This is a genomic window from Ammoniphilus sp. YIM 78166 (genome assembly GCF_004522215.1).
GTDB lineage: Bacteria > Bacillota > Bacilli > Aneurinibacillales > RAOX-1 > YIM-78166.
Window position 1 is genome coordinate 136,382 of record NZ_SDLR01000006.1, and the last position, 19,933, is coordinate 156,314.

Genomic DNA, 19,933 nt, shown 5'->3' on the forward strand with positions numbered 1-19,933 from the left:
TTTCCAACTCCTTTCTAATGGTGTTAATAAGAAAAGTCTTATAATAATTAGGAGAACAGTAGATAGCTCCCCTAAAAACTATCAACGGTAAAACTATTATTTTTTCATTTTTGCGGCCATGACATTGCCCCATAGATTTGGATCATCGACGTTATTTTTGTCAATGATCTTTGGTTCAAGTTTTGTATCTTTTGGGTAAGACTTATCCCCATTAAAGTACATGGCCATTCTTTCCATTCCTAATTTGCCCATTTCATTGGCGTCTTGGTTCAACGATACGTCTTGAATGCCCTCGCGGATACGTTCCAAGCCAAGCGGAGTTCCATCAACACCAACCATGACGATATGTCCGGGTTCTCCAATCTTTTTCAATTTGTCCAGCTTTTTAAGAGCGGAGACGACACCTCGCAACATTTCATCATTCGCTGAGAAAGTACCGACAATATCATTGTGGGCAGTAAAGGCGTCAAGTGTATTAGAGAATGCCTTGTCGGCAACCCATTCATTGTTCAACGTAACCACTTTCATATTAGGATATTTCTTCATGGCATCATTAAAGCCTGAGCTCCTTAGGTCCGCACCGGTAGCTCCAACCATTCCACGCTGTTCCAGAACCGTCCCTTTTTCACCGACCGCTTTTGCTATATAGTCTGCAGCCATTTCTCCAGCCTTGTAGTTGTCATATCCGACCCATGTTTCATATCCCCCATCCAACGGCTGAGCTTCTACGGCGAAAATTGGAATTCCCGCTTTATTTGCAGCCTTAACAGATGGACTGATTAATCTGCCGTCAACGGCACTAAGTAAAATCGCATCAGGTTTTGTAGCGATGATATTTTGCATTTGAGTCGCTTGTTTGTTGGCATCAAGATTTGCGTCAAACACCTGCAACGCCATGCCATTTTTGTCAGCAATTTCCTTAGATGAATCACTCAGCATCACCATGAACTCAAAACCTAACCCCATTAAGGAACTGCTGACCTTTTTGTCATTCGACGTTTGTTCAGCGCTAGGCTGCGTTTTCGTATTGGATTCGCTTTGAGCTGTACTCTGTGCTTGCTGTTGAGTGTTTGAAGTCGATTGCTGTGATCCACATGCTGTTAGAGCCAACGTAAAACTTAATAAAATACCGGTAATCCCTGAAAGCTTCCTCATCATTTGTCCCCCTATATTTTTAATTTTGTGACTTACACTATACTGCGTTTTTTTGTTCAGACTTGGAAGGAACATTTGTAGTTGCTTCACTTGTATTTCTTTTCATTCGGCTCATGTTTTTTGTGTTTTTCCGCTGGCGGTAAATATCGAGAGCGGCCGCGATCGCGATGACTACTCCTGTGAAAACTTTGTCATAGTTAGGTGGTATAGAAAGAAGGACGATCGCATTAGATGCCATGGTCAACAACAGAACTCCTAACACTGTCCCTATTACATTTCCTTGTCCACCAAACAAACTTGTACCCCCTATAACCACAGCAGCGATTACAGTCAGCTCCATACCTGTGCCAATAATCGGGCTTCCTGATTGTAGACGAGCTGTCATCATCAGTCCACCGATGGCCGCGGATAGACCGGAAATAATAAAAGCAATGATAATGACGCGATCTGTCGGAATTCCGGCCATACGGGCAGCCATTTGGTTTCCACCCACTGCATAAATCTGCCTTCCTAAACGAGTTCTGGTTAATGTAAAATAACTGATTATCGTGAGTACTATGGCAAAGGGAATAAATACCGGAATCCGGTCACCAAAAATCTGTGCATTTCCGACTGTTTCAAAAATTTCAGGGACTGGGATAATGTTTGTCCCTCCAGAATATACATAGGCCAGGCCACTAGCCAAACTTAAACTTGCAAGTGTGACGATCAGCGGCGGCATTTTCAATTTGGTGACAGCAAGCCCATGCACAAGACCGAATGCGATACCAACGAGTAAAGTAAAGAGAATGCTAAACGATGCGGGTAATCCACTATTTACTGATAGCCCTACAGATAAACATGAAGTAAGCGCAATCAAAGAACCTACTGATAAATCAATCCCGCCAACAAGGATTACAAACGTTTGACCTAAAGCCACTACAGCCACAATGGTCGATTGGTATAAAATATTTACTAGGTTATCGCTTGTGAAAAAATTATCAGACGAGATGCTTAATGCGATTCCCATGACAAGAATGGCAATCAACAAACCTTGCAATTCTACCAACTTACGCACAGAATTCGCCAACACTCCCGAACTCTTATTCATTTATATGGTTACCTCCTCTGCCGTTGCATATCTTATCACCTTTTCTGGAGAAAGATCAGATCGTTTTAATTCGCCAGAAATCCTTCCCTCTCGCATGACTAAAACGCGATCACTTAACAAAAGAACTTCCGGCATTTCAGATGTTACTAATAATACTGCTACGCCAGACTCCGCCAAGTCCCCAATTAATCGATGGATTTCAGCTTTAGCGCCAATATCAACCCCTTTTGTCGGTTCGTCTAAGATTAAAACTCGGGGCTCTCTGGCAAGCCATCGTCCAATCACAACTTTTTGAGCATTGCCGCCCGACAGTGTCATAATGTTAGCTTCTATGGATGGAGCCTTGACTTTCATAGCTTCACTATGCTTGTTGGAAATCTCCACCTCCATGTCAGATTTAATGATTCCTTTAGGCGCAACTTTGTCTAATAGACTTAAGGTAAAGTTTTCTCTCACCGTCAAGTTTCCAGCAAGGCCTTGCCCTTTCCGGTCCTCCGGAACAAATCCTATTCCTGCTTTAACGGCGGCACCTGGATCATTTCTAGGAAGCTGATCTCCATTCATTAGAACCTCTCCAGAGTCATAATCATCGATACCAAAGATACATCGTACGAGTTCGGTACGGCCCGCTCCGACCAGACCGGCTAGCGTTAATATTTCTCCCTCACGCAAATTGAAAGATATATCTTGTAAAACCCCTTGTTTGAAGAGGTTTCGCACTTTTAGAATTTCTTTGCCCGGTATCCTTTCTACGAGAGGTAGCTCAGGCACGTCCGTATTGACCATCATCCGCACAATGGTGTTTTCATCAAGATTTTGGATATCATCGGTTCCCACATAGCATCCGTCTCTAAAAACAGTTACTCTGTCGCAAATCGCAAATATTTCTTCTAGCCAATGTGATACAAATATGATGCCAATCCCCTTACTCTTAAGATCCCGCATTACATTAAACAATCTTTCAATTTCTCTTGGGGATAACGATGTTGTAGGCTCATCCATGATGATCACTTTGGCATTTTCAGACAACGCCCTCGCGATTTCGACTAACTGCCCTTCAGCTGGAGTTAGTTGATAACCCAATAAATCTAAATTCAGGCCAGGAACGACCGTTTCTATAGCACGAATGGCTATTCGTCTGCATTCATCATCCGAAACAACACCATATCTCCCTACCCATCGACCCAGCATAATATTGTCAATGACATTCATATGAGGAATGAGATTGTGTTCTTGATGAATCGTCGCTATGCCAGCATCGTGTGAGGATTTTGGATCATGGAGACGAATCGGTTCGCCGTTCATTCGGATTTCACCTTCGTCAGGAGCATGATATCCGGATATAATTTTAATTAAAGTGGACTTTCCGGCGCCATTTGCTCCAAGCAGCGCATGTATTTCTCCTGGCTTTAGCTCAAAACTTACACCATTTAATGCGACGACCCCTTGAAATCGCTTATGAATGCCATTGGCTTTTAATAAAGCCATGAGATCACCTCCTATTCATCATAATTTATATGTTCCTTCCAGTCTCCTTTCCTTTGTCATTTTAATATCACATCGTTTTTTTGTTGTTTTCTTCTCTTCTATAAGATACCTCATTTTTTGTATAATAAAAATAAACAAAATTGCTGTAATTATTACACTTTTTTGCTGTATCTGTTTTCCATAAAGTCTGATCGCGAGAAATGATAAATATGCCTAAACAAGCAAAGAAGAAAGTAAAAAGAGCTCTAATTTTAGAGCCCTTTCAGACAGTCAATTTTTATTAAGTTCCAGTTTCATTTCATCCTATAGCATATTTTTTTCAATTAGATATTTACGTCGATAAACGTCCAGCAGAGCTGCAATAAGGATTAGGGATGCGGTCACAAATGTTTCCCATGCAGGAGGAACACCCAGCAAATTTACTGCATTTGCTACCAGCGAAATCAGAAAAGCCCCCAATACGGTTCCAGCAACATTACCTTGACCTCCAAATAAACTCGTTCCCCCAATAACAGTTGCCGTAATAACGGTCAATTCAATCCCTCTGCCGGCATTTGAACCCGCTGATTCCAATAGTGCGGTCATAAATATACCCGCAGTCGCTGCCATCAATCCTGAGATTATAAAAGAAAATATAATAATTAGTCTTGTGCGAATACCTGCAAGTCTTGCTGCATCTTCATTACCGCCTGTAGCATAGACCGCTCTTCCAAATACCGTATATTTCAATATAATATGTGCCATTAATACTAGTACAGCCACAACAATGATCAAAATCGGAATACCAAATAGCCTGTCATTAGCAAGAACCACGAAACTATACGGTACCGGTGTAATGTTGGAGCCATTGGTATACATGGTTACAATTCCCCTGGCCATGCCCATTGTAGCTAAAGTGACAATCAGAGGAGGAACATGAAATCTGGATGCCATGATCCCATTGAATAAACCAAATGCAGCACCGATTAAAAGTGAAATGAAAACTCCTAAAATGACAGGAACGTCATGATATACAATAGTTCCCAAACCTATTGCCGCCGAAACGGCCATCACCCCGCCTACAGATAAGTCGATGCCTCCTGTCAGCATGACAAAAGTAACTCCAACTGATAGCGTGATAAGAATAGCAGATTGAATTAGCAAATTAATCAGATTCGTTTTCGTTAAAAATACTGGAGACAAAAAACTAAGAATAACACAAAAAACGATGATGATGAAAAATAAACCCAGGCTGCCTATATACTGTTTGATCATTCGATGAACATAATTTTCATTATCTTCAATTGGTATAACATCTGGTTTTTGACTGCTATGGTCGTATTCAAGTTGTTGATATCGCAACCCTTAACACCCCTTTTCCCATGGCTTCTCTCCTTTAAAGATTATTAAGCATTGCCTTAAGGCGCATTCATTAACTGGACAATCTTTTGTTCAGTCAGATTATGATTTGGCAAACTGCCAATCACGCATCCTTGATTCATGACTAAAATGCGATGACACAAGCCTAATAACTCTTGTATATCTGAAGAGATGATGAGAACTCCTTTTCCTTGTTCAGCAAGCTCATGAATCTTAAGATATAAATCGCTCCTGCTGGCAACATCAATTCCTTTAGTGGGCTCATCCAGCAAATAGATTGCGCTGTCTGCCATTAACCATCTGCCCAACATCACCTTTTGCTGATTACCGCCACTTAGATACTTGACCTTTTGGTCCACATGGCTCAATTTAATGTCTAAATCGATAACGTTCTGCAATGATTCATCCATTTCTTCGTTGACTTTAACGAACTGCCATCGGTTTAATTTTTTCAAACTGGATATGGATAGATTGTTTCTTACGCTCATGTTCATCATCAAACCAGAAGTTAATCGGTTTTCATTAACATATCCAAATCGTTCATTGACCGCCTGAATGGGATGATTAAAAACAACTTCCTGTTGTCTCCAAAAAATATTACCAGAATCTCTCTGCTTATGCCCAAAAATTGTCTTTGCCAGTTCCGATTTCCCAGATCCGGCCAATCCAGCAATACCAAGAATTTCCCCTTCATACAATGTGAAATTTACATTATTAAAAAGTGGCCTTTTTGTAAGATTTTCCACTTTCAACAATTCGTTTCTGCTAGATTTCAAAATAGGGGGAAAATATAATTTAGCGTCCCTACCGAACATCAGCTTGACCATATCCTTTTCGGGCAAATTTTGGACATCGCTTGTGACAATATGTTTACCGTCCCGCAAAATCGTTACCCGGTCACAGATTTTTGAGATTTCATCTAGCCGATGAGAAATATAAATGATCCCTACTCCTTGACTTTTATACATGTTAATCAGTTTAAACAAATTAATTCTCTCATTTTCAGTTAAACCTGCCGTAGGCTCATCCATAATTAGGATTTTGGATTTCTGGCAAATAGACTTTGCAATCGAAATTAAATACTGCTCATGTTGAGAGGTATACCTTACAAGCTTGTTTGGGTTAATAGATACGCCCAGCAGTTTGAGAATTCTCTTTGCTTCCCAATTCATCTTCAAAGAATACACGAATATTTTTAGTAATCTTGGTTCCGTTCCCAAAAAAATATTTTCCGCGACACTCATGTCAGGTATTAAGCTTGGATTCTGGTGAATTACAGAAATCCCCAATTTCTTGGCATCTAAAGGCGAATGAATGGCAACCTGACGATCATTTAAATAAAATTTCCCATTATCTGGTTCAAGCATGCCAGAAGCAATATGCACTAGGGTTGATTTCCCTGCTCCATTTCCGCCAATTAAAGCATGCACTTCCCCAGATTTCAGTTCAAAATTGACTTGATCTAATACTTTATTACCAAAAAATGATTTACTGATATTCTCCATTTTAAAAATCATGTTGGAACCACCCATTTTAATATGAGTTATTATATCCTTAAGTTTAATCAATAAATATAAAAAGTAAAATTATATTTATTGTTAAAAAATTATGCATTCTTGCTATGTTTATAGTTTTCCCTTGAATTATTCTCATAATTTATTATATTTAATACTAATGAACTATCTCAATTATTGATTGTGGAGGTATAGCAATGTGCAACAATTACCAATATTGTTAGATACTCCCCGATTAGAATCCATTATCGAATTAAATAACAATAACCAACAGACCAAAAATAAAACAATCCATAAACATGAAAGTACAGAAATTTTTTTTATTCAAGAAGGAAAAGGTCAATTCCTAGTAGGCCAAGAAATTATTTCAGCGAAAAGAGGAGACCTGGTTCTGATTCATCCTTTTGTAGAGCATGAAACAATCTCATCAGTTAATGATTCTATTAAAGGTTTCTCACTCACCTTTACCCATTTACATATTTCAGAACTTCCTAAAGGCCATTTTAACCTTGAATCTTCTCCTGTTCTACTTGGAGCTCAAACCAACCACATGGCGATCAGTAAATATTTGGAGGATATTCATACAGAACACCAGGATATGACATTTGGTTCACAAGAGATTATCAACTCTCTGTTAACTGCATTTATTATATTAATTCTCCGCTCCCTGAATGATAATACGAACAATCATTCGAACATATCAATATCAGAAAAAGCAATAAAATATATCTCCCAAAACTATAATAAAGATCTGTCACTAAGCGAGTTAGCCGATGTCATTTTTGTAAGCCCTTACCATTTAGCTCACACATTTAAAAATGAAATCGGTATTTCTCCAATACAGTATCTGATTCAATATCGCATAGATGAAGCCAAGAAAATGCTGCTGCACTCTAATCTATCAATACAAGAAATCTCTTACAAAGTTGGTTATCACAATGCTACCTACTTTAATTTAATATTTAAAAAAACAACAGGGCTTTCACCTGGCAAATTCAGAAAAAACAATAGATAAAATAGTTTTATGAATACATTTTACCAAAAAATCTTCTACTCGTTAATTCATAATATGGACACTAAATAAGACCCGAGTTTCCTTAGCAGTGGAATTTCGGGTCTTTAACTTGTCTTATTTATCCCTTTACAAATACGGTTTTAATAGCAGTAAAAAATTCTTATTTGCTGGGTTAATGCTTGGATCCACTTAATTTGTGGATGAACCAACCCATTGACCGTTAATAAAGTTTTGGTACGTCTTAACCAAAACATTTTTACAATATAAAACAATGTTCTGTATTAACGCTAGGAGATAGAATCCATTCAACTAATCCTGCATTTCTCAACTTGACTGAAGATCTACTGGCCCAGCCGTCCAACAGCGAAAAATATTAAACTGCAACGGACTGACTTACCTGGCTCTTAACCGGATTCTTCAGGATACCAATACCATTAATTTCTATTTCAATGAGATCGTTATTTTTTAAGGTGAACTCATTAGGAGGAACGATGCACGTTCCTGTTAGCAATACCGTACCATCAAATATTTCATTATCCAGTACCAAGTAAGAAACAAGTTCTTTGAATTTACGCTTTAATTGATTTGTATTTGCTGTTCCCTCGACAACTCGCTTTCCATCGCGATAGATACGGCAAGTGATTTGGAAATCATAAGGATTCTCTACCGTTTCTGCCAAACGAATAGATGGTCCAATAGAGCAAGAACGTCTCCAAATTTTTGCTTGAGGTAAATAAAGCGGGTTTTCTCCTTCAATATCTCTGCAGCTCATATCGTTTCCTATTGTATAACCAACGATCTTCCCTGTTTTTGTAATAACCAAACCAAGTTCTGGTTCAGGTATCTGCCAGTTAGAATCACTTCTAATATAAAGATCCTGGTTCGTACCTACTGTACGAGCTGCAGTTGACTTAAAGAATATTTCCGGACGTACCGCATCATAAACTTTATCATAGAACGTGGTCGCATCTAACTTACCTGCTGTGGCTTCATAGTTTCGTGCATCACGACTTCTTTCATAGGTTACTCCAGATGCCCAAACTTCAGGTGCTTCAATTGGAACAAGAAGCTGCAGCTCTTCGGCATTAACATCCAATGGATTCGAAACAGCGATAACCCCTTCGATAAAAGCACGCGGTGTCGTGTTTAGTTCTTCAGCTTGATTTACTAGCTCCATAAAATCTTGTTGAGGAAGTACATAAACTTTAGAGTCATCAGTTAGAGCAGCAAGGATAGGAATCAATTTTTCATTAAGAAAACGAATAATACGCATAGTAAACCTCCCCTTTCTTTCATATAAAACTAAGTTTTGTATAATAGATAGATTTATTAGGATAGTCTAGAACCATACCCCATTTGTGCTGAGATTTGTTCGCCCGCTTTTATAAATAGTTTAAGAAGCTCATGCAATTTATGGTCATCCACCCGAGAAACAAGGGTTGACATACCAATTGCCGCGATAACTTCACCATTCCAATCTCTAATCGGTACAGCAATACAATAAATGCTAGGTTCATTTTCCTGGTTATCTATAGCATAACCCACTTCACAAACGTGATTTAATTCTTGTAAAAACTCTTCTTCACTCAAAACAGTGTTCCCTGTCAATTTTTGATATACATACCCATCCAAAATTTTACTACGTTCCTCCGGTATACGAAAAGCAACCAAGACCTTCCCCGCAGCAGTGCAGTGTACTGGAAAACGGCTTCCAATACGCGAATACAACATAACCTCCATCGTTCCTTCCACTTGATCCATATATACAACCTCTTTACCGTCTAAAACAGCTAGGTGCGTTGTTTTACCAGACTTTCTAGATAATTCCACGAGATAACTCTTAGAAATCTTTTGAATATCCATCCCATGGATAACAAAATTCCCTCTTTCAAACAATTTCAGGCCAAGCTTATATCTACCGTTTTTTGTATTCTGTTCAATATAGCCCCTCACTTGCAAAGTTTTCAATAGCGAATGCACCGTACTTTTATTCAAATTCATCCGTTGGCTGATATCTGTAATTTTCAGTTCTGTTTCATGTTCTTTAAACAAGTCTAAAATATCAAGTGCTCGCTCAACAGCTTGTATAATCGGCATATTCCGCCTCCTTTACCTATTGGACTTTTTAACCTAGTCCTAAACCAGGAGGAATCGTTCACACATGGCAACTACATTCATAATATGAAATATTTGAAAATTGAAAACTCCAGTGGGGAATTTGTATTGTAAGGAACCCTCTTATGAATGAGCTTTGAACCGCTATCTTCTCTCACTGTAGAAATATCCTTATATTAATAATTCATTTCCTAATCGGCATATCTGCATTTTATGCAATCGAACCATCTGTCAACGGTCATTCAGATACTCCATCAACGGAATCGGGCAAGCTGGCACCGCCAAGCCAGGCGGATAGCGCAGCGACCAGTGGCGTGTGCTTATTAAACAGATTGGCAAGAACGCTCATGTGATGTGCGCCACGCACAACAACCATCGATGCGTGGTCCCGCTGGGCTAACTTGCGCGACAGATCATGAAACACGGCTGTCTCCTTCTCACCGACGATGAGTGCTGTCGGCACGCGATGCGCTATATCATGGATCGTCCAGGCAGAGATTTCGGCTTCGGTCAGTGCCAGTTCATCCTGCAGGAAAGACATGCTGACCAGGTTCAGATCGAACGCCCCGCTCACAGCAACAACGGCAGCACAGTAATCAGCCACGTCACGCGATTGGATCGCGGCCAGTGCCAATTGTGCGCCTGCGGAATGACCAACGAGGCAGACCTTTGTTCGTTCTGGCAAGAGAGTCAAGAGGTGGACAATTGCCGTCCGCACATCGCTGACTACATCTGCCATTCGGACACCTGGCATCAGTCGGTACTCCACGTTCGCAACCGTTGGGCCGAATGCCGTTAGGCCGGGCAGCACACAACGGTGATCCTCTGCTCGCAGCGCACGCCAGTACCCGCCATGCACAAAAACGGGGACTACAAGCCCTGAGTTGCTTATCTCCCCAACCTCCAGCCATTGGCGCGGATCGTCGCCATATACATGGCTAACTAATGGCGATCGCTCCGACACCGCCCGACTCCGACTTTCCAGGCATTCGAGCCACACTCCAAAGTCCGGCAGAATTTTCGCCATCCGTAACTGGCCATCCCAGTAATCCCGGCTGTGCAGCACGTTCATCGTCCCACTCCTGTTGGTAAAACCCGCCGCGGAGCGGCGGGAAATGCGATAAGTCTGTACATTGTTTCCTCCCTGACATGTTTGATATCTCTTGATTATTAAGCTATGGAGATCAAGCCCTGACGTGTCTCTACGTTGTCGCGGGGGTCCTTCCATATCTTTCCGTCCTTCATGATCATGGCCAGGTTGCTGCGATCTTGGAGAAGTGATACATCCTTGGTGACATCCCCTCGAATAAGGAGCATATCAGCAAGAAACCCTTCCTTTATCTGTCCCAGTTCTTCTCCCATGCGCATAAGCTGTGCGCCAACGCTTGTAGCACACTTCAGCGCTTCGACCGGCGAATAACCAAAGTACCGAACGAAATGTTCAATGTCCTTGGCATTTTGCCCCATAGGCGTAATTGTAAAGCCGTAGTCACCACCTACCACGACTCTGATACCGCGCTTACGAATTTCATGATAAGTCTTACAGGTGGCTTCAAACTTACGAAACAGCCCCATGCTCTCAGCCACTTCTACCGGCATACCGCCCATAGTACTGTTGTGAACGAGACCAAAGGCTGGCCCTACAAAGACGCGATCCTTCACAGACTCAAGCATGTCGAGAGCTTCTTCATCGGCGAAATCACAGTGATAAATACAATCTACTCCGTGACGGACAGCCATCTTAACACTCTGCGAGGAACGGGCATGGGCTGCAACTATTTTGCCGAAGCGATGACCGACTGAAACAAACGCAGCCAATTCCTCATCCTCGAGAGGCGTGATCTCTGCCCGGGCATGGCTGACGAATTCGTCACCCGAGATATTGATCTTTAGAACATCGACACCATCACGGATGCATTCCCTGGCCACGCGGCGAAATTCGTCCGCACCGTTTGCAACCATGCCAAAGCTCTCCTGATAAATGTGCCTCTTGCGCTCGTCACCCAGACCTGCTGTGGTCGTAATCTCGGGGCTTCCAGCCAGCATCCGGGGTCCTTCGATTATGCCCGCATTGATTGCATTGCGGGCAGTGACGCCCAACATTGGCTTTGCCGAAGCGGCTTCAAAAATCGAGGTAAATCCATGACTGAGAAGCAGCTTCAGGTTCTGTGCTGTCAACAGCATGTGCTCCTCTGGGCAAATCAAGCCCAGTTCTACATTCGTGCTGATACCGGTAAAACTTGGGTGGCAATGTCCCTCCACCATACCAGGCATCAATGTCATGCCAGTTCCGTCTATGTGATCAGCGGGCAGATCGGAAGGCACTTCACTTCCGCGGATTACCGATTCGATTCGGTTGTCTTTAACGATGACGGTGGCAGGGTAGGACGCATCAGAAAGCCCGTCCCAGACTTTTGCTCCGGTAATGCAAATGTAGTTCATAGTATTCATTCCTCCTCTATAATTTTTTTGTTAATCTATTCCAATCTACTGTAATAACCATTTGATTCTTCTATATATAAAATACCGCATTTCCTATTTAATAAAAATAAACAATATTGCGATAATTATTATGTATTTTGCTATTCTTTTTTAGTTAGTTCAATAGCTATTAGATCTGTCTTCTCGATACTAAAAAAGAAGCACCTCCTGCGCTTCTTAAAATCGGAATAAATCCGTTAATGAACTGCGGTCGAGTAGAGGCAAGCCTCTCGACTTGCTCCCCCTCTCAGAACCGTACGTGAGTCTGTCTAACAATTAGTTTGAAAATCACTAAAAGCATGAAATTCTAGGGGATATTCTATAAAAGTAATTCATTCCACTTAATATAGATGCCAGATCCCCTTTTAATTTCCTTATTAATTCCTTAACTCCAATAATTTTTATTAATCTTTTTATATTGTAGGCAAGACAAATAAAGCTTACCTCAGTGCTTACTGATTCAAGCCCTCTAGTTAACAAATATGTATAACCAAAGTGTCGTTTAATGGTGCCGAAAGGGTGCTCTACAATGGATCCCCTTTTTAGGTAAATATCGTTTTTCTTCAGGGTGTTTGCCGTTATGATTTCAATAACTTCTTCTTCCTTAAGCCTTGTAACAGATCTCCCACCTTTAGAGGAGGTGCAAGAATCTTTTTTCCCACAATTCATGTAATCTTCACACGTATAACGTTGGTGGTCTTTATCGTTCTGCTTTCCATTCCATTTAAACTTCAAGGTATAACCCATCGGGCATGTATATACGTCATTACATTTGTCATACTGGAAGTTTGTTTTATCAAAACCATTTTGTACTTTTTCTTGCTTTCCTTTTTGGGCTTTTATCAAGAGTTCTGTTTGTTCATCTACTACATCAAGAATTTCAGAGGCATTTTACGTGGTCGGTCATGTATTCTATGATGAAACCTACTGATCAAGTTATATATGCAATTCAAAAGGGTAAAGGAGCTCGTTTAGTTATTAGATATAACGTCTAATTTACTTGCTAAAATGCTGTACCATAAGAAATCTACTCCTTCCCTATGTTTAGTGACAACAATAAATTATGGGGAGGTGTGGCATATGAGTGCGAGCTATATTTTGATTTAACAAGCGGTTCTATCTCAGTACCACTAACTTTCACCCTGTACCGGTCCCCTATCAGAACCGCTATTTCTTTTTGATTTAACAAGCGGTTCTATCTCAGTACCACTAACTTTCACCCTGTACCGGTCCCCTATCAGAACCGCTATTTCTTTTTGATTTAACAAGCGATTCTATCTCAATACCGCTAACCTTGACCCTGTACCGGTTCCCTATCAGAACCAATGCTATTCCTTATGATTACAAGCCGTTCTAATTCAATATCGCTAACTTTCACCCTGTACCGGTTCCCTATCAGAACCGCTATTTCTTTTTGATTTAACAAGCGATTCTATCTCAATACCGCTAACCTTGACCCTGTACCGGTTCCCTATCAGAACCAATGCTATTCCTTATGATTACAAGCCGTTCTAATTCAATATCGCTAACTTTCACCCTGTACCGGTTCCCTATCAGAACCGCTATTTCTTTTTGATTTAACAAGCGGTTCTATCTCAGTACCACTAACTTTCACCCTGTACCGGTCCCCTATCAGAACCGCTATTTCTTTTTGATTTAACAAGCGGTTCTATCTCAGTACCGCTACCTTTCACCCTACACCCGGTTCCCTATCAGAACCAGTGCTAATTCTTATGGATTGACAAGCCGTTCTATCTCAGTACCATTAACTTTCACCCTGCACCGGTTCCCTGTAGAACCAGTGCTATTTCTTGTGAGTTACAAATAGTTCTATCTTAGTACCGATAACTTTGATTCTGACCGGTTTTCTATCAGAACCAGTTCTACTTCTTGAGGATTTACAAGCCGTTCTATCCCAGTACCGATAACTTTGATTCTGACCGGTTTTCTATCAGAACCAGTTCTACTTCTTGAGGATTTACAAGCCGTTCTATCCCAGTACCGATAACTTTGATTCTGACCGGTTTTCTATCAGAACCAGTTCTACTTCTTGAGGATTTACAAGCGGTTCTATCCTAGTACCGATAACTTTGATCCTGACCAGTTTCCGATCAGAACCAGTTCTATCTTGTGATTCACAAGCGGTTCTATCCAATACCGCTATGCTTGGTCCGTCCCCCACCTTCTGCCGCCCCAGCTTTAAACCAGTCACCCAACAGAACCAGTTTCCAATCAGAACCAGTCTCAATTAATCATTAAAGATCTTTATTTATTATTGATAATTAATAAATAAGATAGATAGATATCATCTTCCTCTTTCACCACTCGACAAATTTCGGGTGGTGACAGGCACTCTCCAAAAATGTGCATTTTGGTAATGTAATGCACATGTTCGTGTATGGATTGAGTCGGGCTTCTCACGTATCTTAGGGTTATCGGAAGGCGGGTGACGAAGGTATGGACACGGTCGGGCAAAGGATTCGCAAACGGAGAGAAGAGTTTGGATGGAATCAGGAGAATTTGGCAGAAGAGGCCGGGATTCATCGGAACACGATTGCCAAATATGAAAACGATTCAAACGTTCCGACAGATATTTTCATTTTATGCCAATTGACGATAGCTCTTCGAGTTCCCCTTGAATACCTCCTTACCGAGGAATGTTTGGACATTCTGTCAAAGAACCCCGCTCACCTTGCATCCAGAAGGTTTGCAGAGCAGCTTAACACGGCCGAGAAGATTGCTGCTGTCGAGCAGATCATACAAGCCACTACCGCGTTTCATCCCCCGAAATAACATCCTATCAAACCATTGGAGGCCTCATTATGCTAACATCCCCCGTAATCCCCCAAATCCACTCGATTATGGTGAGTGATTGGCTCCCTAAGCTGGGTGAAAAAGCCTTTCTCACCTGGCTTCGCTTACACAGCTGGAAAAAGGAGACAAGCTCCCCTGACACCCCTTTCTCCCTTTCCCTTTCTCTCAACAAGATTATTAAGCAACTGAAAATGGGAAAAAACACCTTCTATGAAAAAGTACTTCGCCCTTTGCTCCATTTTGGCCTGATTGAACTCAAACCCAAAAATGAAGCTCAAAAAGAAACTCATCTCATTATCTATTCCTACCCAGAAAACAATCCAGAAAATGCGCATTCGGTTTTACAGGCATCCCATAACCTTGAACCCGAAGCTCCACAAGCGGTTCCCTCCGATTACACCTCTGACCATGATCATCAGCCATATCCTCCTGAAGATCAGGAGGACCCTCAGGAAAACAATGAAACCACACCTGTTCTACCACCCGAAGAATTCCCATCTGAAGAACTTCCACTATGTATCGAAGAAGCCATGAATCAGGACCACCGACTTCGAGAAAGGTCAAACGATATCATCCAGGTCTACCACCAATGTCGAGCAGATCCCCGATTTGACCTTCAGCTCTTCCACAAGAAATTGATCACCTGCATTAATTACTCCCATGACCCTAAACGATTTGGCGCCTATCTGTTAAAAGCCATTCATAACGAATGGAAACTCCCACAGCATTCTATATCTCATCCCATCGTTCCTTTTTCCCCATCCCCCTCCACCCAACAACGCCCCCGTGATGTTCCGGAATGGGTTTGGAAACAGCAGCAGGGTCTAACCCCGCCGAATACGGATAAGCTCAGTCCCGAACAACAGGCTATTGCAGACCGGCTTCTCCGCGAGTTGGGGGAGTTGGGTTGAGACCGTATCATTCTCATTTTTTATATAACGGTAACTATCCATTCAAATTTTTACACACAAAAAGGAGGAGCTTTCATGTTTAACTCATTGAAAACCATTAAACCAGCCATTACCACTATTCTGATCCCAGACTGGGTTTGGAACCATCAAGAAGGGAACACTTTGCCCAGCCTCGAACCACTAAGCCCAGATCAACAAGCTATCCTTAATCAGCTTCTTCTTGCATTGGAGGAAATCAAATGAACACACCCCTAACATACGGCATTCAATGTTGTCCGTACTGCTTCTTAACGGTTGCTGAATTCCTAAATGGAAGACAATATGTCCTATCGCCCGATCACATGGATTTTGTCCATGATTATTGCTTGGCGCCTTTATTACAAACGGAATGGAAGGTTATCTGCATAGGAAAGGATGATGCTGCATGCTAATCGAATGGAAAGGAAGCCCTCACTTTACCCCTCTAGTTCGTCCCCACCGTAATTTACCCGAACCTCCTCTAATCGTCCTTCACACAATGGCTGGCTCATTAGCTGGAACACTCGCCCATTTCCAAAGTCCTCATTCTCTCGTCAGTAGCCACTATGGAGTCGGCCGGAAAGGGGAAATTCATCAGTATGTGGATGAAAAGGATGGCGCCTGGACGAATGGAAGAGTGAACAAGCCATCCGCAGACCAGATTATCCAAAGAGGCGGCAACCCTAATCGATATACAATCACGATTGAATTCGAGGGAAAAGACCGAGGCGGTGCCATTGATGAACCCCAGTACCAGGCAGGACTGTGGTTGATCAAACAGATCGCAGCTCGGTGGAAGATCCCTTTAACCCGAGATTACATTATCGGTCACTACGAAATTGATTCGGTGAACAAGCCGAGCTGCCCCGGTCCCTTTTTTCCATGGAGCCGTCTTATGAAAGATTTGGAGAGTACACTACCAATGGTGAGCATCTGTCACCAAGGGACGCCCATTGCCATGGGATACTTAGACAGCGGAACCACCTATGGTCCCATCCGGAAAATTGCTGAAGCCCTGGGGTATACGGTGAAGTGGGATGAGCTTAGTAAGAAGGTGGATTTGAGTAAGTGACTTCTGAACTTGTAAACTGATCATCTGGATAGTTATTGTTGTATTCACGACTGGTGTATTCACGACTGTTGCATTCATGATGGTTGTATTCACGACTGTTGCATTCATGATGGTTGTATTCATTAACATTGTATTCATGAAATTTGTACTCAAAAACAATAAAATTTATAAATTTATTGTTTACAAAAAGCGTTGAACATGCTATTATAGAATTATCAAAGAAAGGAGGTGAAACAAATGCTGATAACCAAAGACGTTAAGGAAATCAAGTTGATCTTCATCAGCGGAATGGATGAAGATGGTAAAGCCATCCGCAAGTCCCGCACTTACAGAAACGTCAACCCCGCTAACGCCACGCTTGAAAATGTCCACCTGTTCGGACAAGCCATGGCTGCTCTTTCCGAATGGCCACTCGACCAAGTTATCCTGACCAACTCCCAAGAGATCATCGAAATCATGTAGAGTGCCTGTCACTCCCCGAATTTCCCCGGAAATTGTCGATGACTCCCCAGACAGTGCCCCGCTTTGATCCCCCCATGAAAGGAGGTGTACATAATGCCTCGTGAACTCAATGAATCTCTCATCTCCCTGTACTTCAACAAGACAGATGGCAAGACCTTGAAGCTCGATGTTCCAGCTCCAAAAGCTGACTTAACATCCGCTTCTGTCAAAACTCAAATGGAAGCCGTCGTAGCCATCGGTGGATTGTTCGATATCACATCCATTAAGGATGCCGGAATCACTCAACGATCAGTCACAGACTTCGCCGTAGAAGAATAATAGAGTGCCTGTCACTCCCCGAAATTTGTCAAAAGCCCCTAAAGGGACTACAATTGCTTCTGAGCACGAGTAACTCGACAGTTCAGAAGCAACAGAAGAAGGAGGGAAACCCATGGAACAGTTGGACATCATCCCACTGATCGGTAATCTGGGTTTCCCCATTTTTGTTTCCTGGTACTTACTCACAAGGGTCGAGAACAAGATGGATAACTTAACCGCCTCTATCGCCGAGATGACCAAGGCGATTCATAGGTGGAAGGAAACATAGAGTGGTGGAAACCCTAAACACGAAAAAGGCCTGATCTACATCACAAGAGGATGTGAATCAGGCCTTTATAGCATACATACGTTTATCGACTAGCTTTGTTTTCTTAAGGCAGTAATTTAATTGAAAAACACAGCTCTAAGTAAGGCCATTTCGGATTAATATGAACAGGACTTCTGGGAGCTACCCTTTTGCAAGGTGAAGCGTTAGATTCGCTGTCGACGGGCGATTACATATTTCAACCGTAATTTGAACTGAATTAAGTTTCCATGAATAATATAAGTAGATAAAGTATAAAAATAAGAAAGTCAGGTGCTCGCTACACCTGACTGTGCAATTACAGGCCGCATGAAGAGCGGCTGAGCTAAGTTAAGTAGTATTTTAAAAGAAGTAACTACCCCATTATCCTTTGGTCGAGGTCAGGGCGGTTACTTATTCTTTTTACGACGATCATTACAACAATTGTTAAAACTCCTATCAAAACTAAATTTGATGTGAGTGCTATCATTATTGCTTCATACGCCGTCATGTTACCACCTCCCTTCTATAGGGAAGTGGCCAACCGCCCACCCTGCATTATGTAATTGCTTCTCTTATCCTAGCAAATTTCTGCAGTCTATCTGCTCCTTAAATTAAATAGATCGTGACATTTTTTAGAGTAACAAATATCGGTTTTGAAACGATATTAGAACGACAATAACCTCCCCAATCAAGAAATTAATCTTGATTGGGGAGGTTTACTTTCATACTTTAGCGGAGTGAGGGACAGTCCCCTACCTGGGGGTATCACCCCCGAGCCGGACATTAAAGAACAGCAGGACTGTCCCTTTTCCAATGTGGCGTGAATTAAATTCTTATTAAAAATTACCTATCAAACTATGGACACAACTTGCCAAGAAGTGGCTGATCATTTAGGATTTATCAAGGAAGAAACCCCCGGAATTAAATTTTAAATCCTATATTAAACACAATTAACTTATAAAAGAAAAAGATTTTAGGTAACTCTTAAAGAGGTCTCCTAAAGTCTTTTCTTGTAAAGCCTTTGCTTGTTGAGCATAGCCCCCTGCTCTTTTACAGCCGTAATTGAGCGTTATCAACAGATATAGGAGGAGACTCCGTACCCTAAACTTCCCTTCACGATAAAAAAGGCAACCCTTCTGATGGCCAGAAGGATTGCCCTTTTATACGTGATTTCTGTTTTGCAACCTCAATCGCAAACACGCTACTTGCGCTTTCGATCATCAATCACCGTTTCAATGATGATTTTCAGGCCTTCTACCATCGTTTGGTGAGGCAAGCTGGGCAAGGTCTGCTTTTCAACGGCCATGGCCGTTGACGCCGGAAAATGAATGAACCCCGCTATGATAGACAAATCGTTCCTCCGGATGTAATCCAAAACCGCGTATAGGGTATTATTGCAGATAAAAGTACCAGCCGTATTGGAGATGAACGAAGGGATTCCTCGCTTTAACAAATTGTAAGTAATTTGCCGATTGGGAAGCGTAGAAAACAACCCATCAGGCCCCTCTGGATTAATCCTTTCATCAATGGGCTTTATCCCTCGATTGTCGGCAATCGGGTCTTCCCCCATGGTGTCCTTCATATTGATTCCAATTCTCTCTGGGGTGATTGCTGTCCGGCCTGCATAGAGTCCGCATGAAATGACAGCATCAGGGGAAATTCGCTCGATCTCTCCTATGATTTTTTCTGCACATTCATCATAATTTACAGGAAGCAAAACGGTATAAATTTCCGCTCCTTCAAATTCCTCTTTCCCAATATCCTTTAGAATTGCTTCGGTGGGATTCAATCCCATCCCGCCAAACGGCTCAAAGCCAGTCACTAAAATTTTCACA

21 protein-coding genes are annotated in these 19,933 nt (G+C 41.8%); 9 read left to right on the top strand and 12 right to left on the bottom strand.

The window, feature by feature from the left end; translation table 11 throughout:
- Positions 1–96: 96 nt before the first annotated feature.
- From EIZ58_RS25350 to EIZ58_RS25370, 5 genes are all read right to left on the bottom strand, one after another.
- Positions 97–1,155: a sugar ABC transporter substrate-binding protein gene (locus tag EIZ58_RS25350; protein WP_167577955.1), complete on the bottom strand. Its 1,059-nt coding sequence runs from the start codon at positions 1,153–1,155 to the stop codon at positions 97–99.
- Between the two features lie 37 nt (positions 1,156–1,192).
- Entirely contained in the window at positions 1,193–2,224 is a 1,032-nt protein-coding gene (locus tag EIZ58_RS25355; protein ID WP_167577956.1) for an ABC transporter permease, read from the bottom strand.
- A gap of 21 nt (positions 2,225–2,245) precedes the next feature.
- On the bottom strand, positions 2,246–3,733 hold the full coding sequence (locus EIZ58_RS25360) for a sugar ABC transporter ATP-binding protein (RefSeq protein ID WP_134703770.1): 1,488 nt from the start codon (positions 3,731–3,733) through the stop codon (positions 2,246–2,248).
- Between the two features lie 303 nt (positions 3,734–4,036).
- A complete protein-coding gene (locus tag EIZ58_RS25365; RefSeq protein ID WP_134703771.1) occupies positions 4,037–5,074 on the bottom strand; it encodes an ABC transporter permease in 1,038 nt (345 codons plus the stop codon).
- Between the two features lie 56 nt (positions 5,075–5,130).
- Positions 5,131–6,609, bottom strand: a complete 1,479-nt coding sequence (locus EIZ58_RS25370) for a sugar ABC transporter ATP-binding protein (protein WP_167577957.1) — start codon at positions 6,607–6,609, stop codon at positions 5,131–5,133.
- A 196-nt stretch (positions 6,610–6,805) separates the two neighbouring features.
- Here EIZ58_RS25370 and EIZ58_RS25375 point away from each other — a divergent pair, with 196 nt between their 5' ends.
- Positions 6,806–7,621 (top strand): AraC family transcriptional regulator, encoded by an 816-nt coding sequence (locus EIZ58_RS25375; RefSeq protein WP_167577958.1) that lies wholly within the window; start codon positions 6,806–6,808, stop codon positions 7,619–7,621.
- A gap of 373 nt (positions 7,622–7,994) precedes the next feature.
- Here the strand turns inward: EIZ58_RS25375 and EIZ58_RS25380 are convergent, their stop codons facing one another.
- The 6 genes from EIZ58_RS25380 to EIZ58_RS25400 all read right to left on the bottom strand — a co-directional run bounded on the left by EIZ58_RS25380 (position 7,995) and on the right by EIZ58_RS25400 (position 13,063).
- Entirely contained in the window at positions 7,995–8,894 is a 900-nt protein-coding gene (locus EIZ58_RS25380) for a fumarylacetoacetate hydrolase family protein (RefSeq protein WP_134703774.1), read from the bottom strand.
- A 56-nt stretch (positions 8,895–8,950) separates the two neighbouring features.
- Complete coding sequence (locus EIZ58_RS25385; RefSeq protein ID WP_134703775.1) at positions 8,951–9,718, bottom strand: IclR family transcriptional regulator; 768 nt, start codon at positions 9,716–9,718, stop codon at positions 8,951–8,953.
- Positions 9,719–9,974: 256 nt separating this feature from the next.
- Positions 9,975–10,763, bottom strand: a complete 789-nt coding sequence (locus EIZ58_RS25390; RefSeq protein WP_240689418.1) for an alpha/beta hydrolase — start codon at positions 10,761–10,763, stop codon at positions 9,975–9,977.
- A complete protein-coding gene (locus tag EIZ58_RS33845) occupies positions 10,675–10,887 on the bottom strand; it encodes a hypothetical protein (RefSeq protein ID WP_167577960.1) in 213 nt (70 codons plus the stop codon). The genes EIZ58_RS25390 and EIZ58_RS33845 overlap by 89 nt, the downstream gene beginning before the upstream one ends.
- A gap of 19 nt (positions 10,888–10,906) precedes the next feature.
- A complete protein-coding gene (locus tag EIZ58_RS25395) occupies positions 10,907–12,178 on the bottom strand; it encodes a metal-dependent hydrolase family protein (RefSeq protein ID WP_134703777.1) in 1,272 nt (423 codons plus the stop codon).
- A 330-nt stretch (positions 12,179–12,508) separates the two neighbouring features.
- Positions 12,509–13,063, bottom strand: a complete 555-nt coding sequence (locus EIZ58_RS25400) for a transposase (protein ID WP_134703778.1) — start codon at positions 13,061–13,063, stop codon at positions 12,509–12,511.
- 1,611 nt (positions 13,064–14,674) lie between these two features.
- Here EIZ58_RS25400 and EIZ58_RS25405 point away from each other — a divergent pair.
- From EIZ58_RS25405 to EIZ58_RS25435, 8 genes are all read left to right on the top strand, one after another.
- Positions 14,675–15,010 carry a helix-turn-helix domain-containing protein gene (locus EIZ58_RS25405; RefSeq protein WP_134703779.1) on the top strand — a complete coding sequence of 112 codons (336 nt, stop codon included), beginning with the start codon at positions 14,675–14,677 and terminating at the stop codon, positions 15,008–15,010.
- Between the two features lie 29 nt (positions 15,011–15,039).
- Positions 15,040–15,942 carry a hypothetical protein gene (locus EIZ58_RS25410; protein WP_134703780.1) on the top strand — a complete coding sequence of 301 codons (903 nt, stop codon included), beginning with the start codon at positions 15,040–15,042 and terminating at the stop codon, positions 15,940–15,942.
- Between the two features lie 75 nt (positions 15,943–16,017).
- Positions 16,018–16,185: a hypothetical protein gene (locus EIZ58_RS33850; protein WP_167577961.1), complete on the top strand. Its 168-nt coding sequence runs from the start codon at positions 16,018–16,020 to the stop codon at positions 16,183–16,185.
- The gene (locus EIZ58_RS25415; RefSeq protein WP_134703781.1) at positions 16,182–16,373 is read left to right on the top strand and encodes a hypothetical protein; all 192 of its coding nucleotides are present in this window, start codon (positions 16,182–16,184) and stop codon (positions 16,371–16,373) included. The genes EIZ58_RS33850 and EIZ58_RS25415 overlap by 4 nt, the downstream gene beginning before the upstream one ends.
- Complete coding sequence (locus EIZ58_RS25420) at positions 16,367–17,032, top strand: N-acetylmuramoyl-L-alanine amidase (protein WP_134703782.1); 666 nt, start codon at positions 16,367–16,369, stop codon at positions 17,030–17,032. The genes EIZ58_RS25415 and EIZ58_RS25420 overlap by 7 nt, the downstream gene beginning before the upstream one ends.
- 237 nt (positions 17,033–17,269) lie before the next feature.
- A complete protein-coding gene (locus EIZ58_RS25425) occupies positions 17,270–17,494 on the top strand; it encodes a DUF1659 domain-containing protein (protein ID WP_134703783.1) in 225 nt (74 codons plus the stop codon).
- A 93-nt stretch (positions 17,495–17,587) separates the two neighbouring features.
- Positions 17,588–17,812 (top strand): DUF2922 domain-containing protein, encoded by a 225-nt coding sequence (locus EIZ58_RS25430; protein ID WP_134703784.1) that lies wholly within the window; start codon positions 17,588–17,590, stop codon positions 17,810–17,812.
- Positions 17,813–17,924: 112 nt separating this feature from the next.
- The gene (locus EIZ58_RS25435) at positions 17,925–18,080 is read left to right on the top strand and encodes a YvrJ family protein (protein WP_134703785.1); all 156 of its coding nucleotides are present in this window, start codon (positions 17,925–17,927) and stop codon (positions 18,078–18,080) included.
- Positions 18,081–19,299: 1,219 nt separating this feature from the next.
- On the opposite strand, the gene EIZ58_RS25440 is transcribed toward EIZ58_RS25435, so the two are convergent.
- Positions 19,300–19,932 (bottom strand): pyroglutamyl-peptidase I, encoded by a 633-nt coding sequence (locus tag EIZ58_RS25440; protein ID WP_167577962.1) that lies wholly within the window; start codon positions 19,930–19,932, stop codon positions 19,300–19,302.
- Position 19,933: the final 1 nt, after the last annotated feature.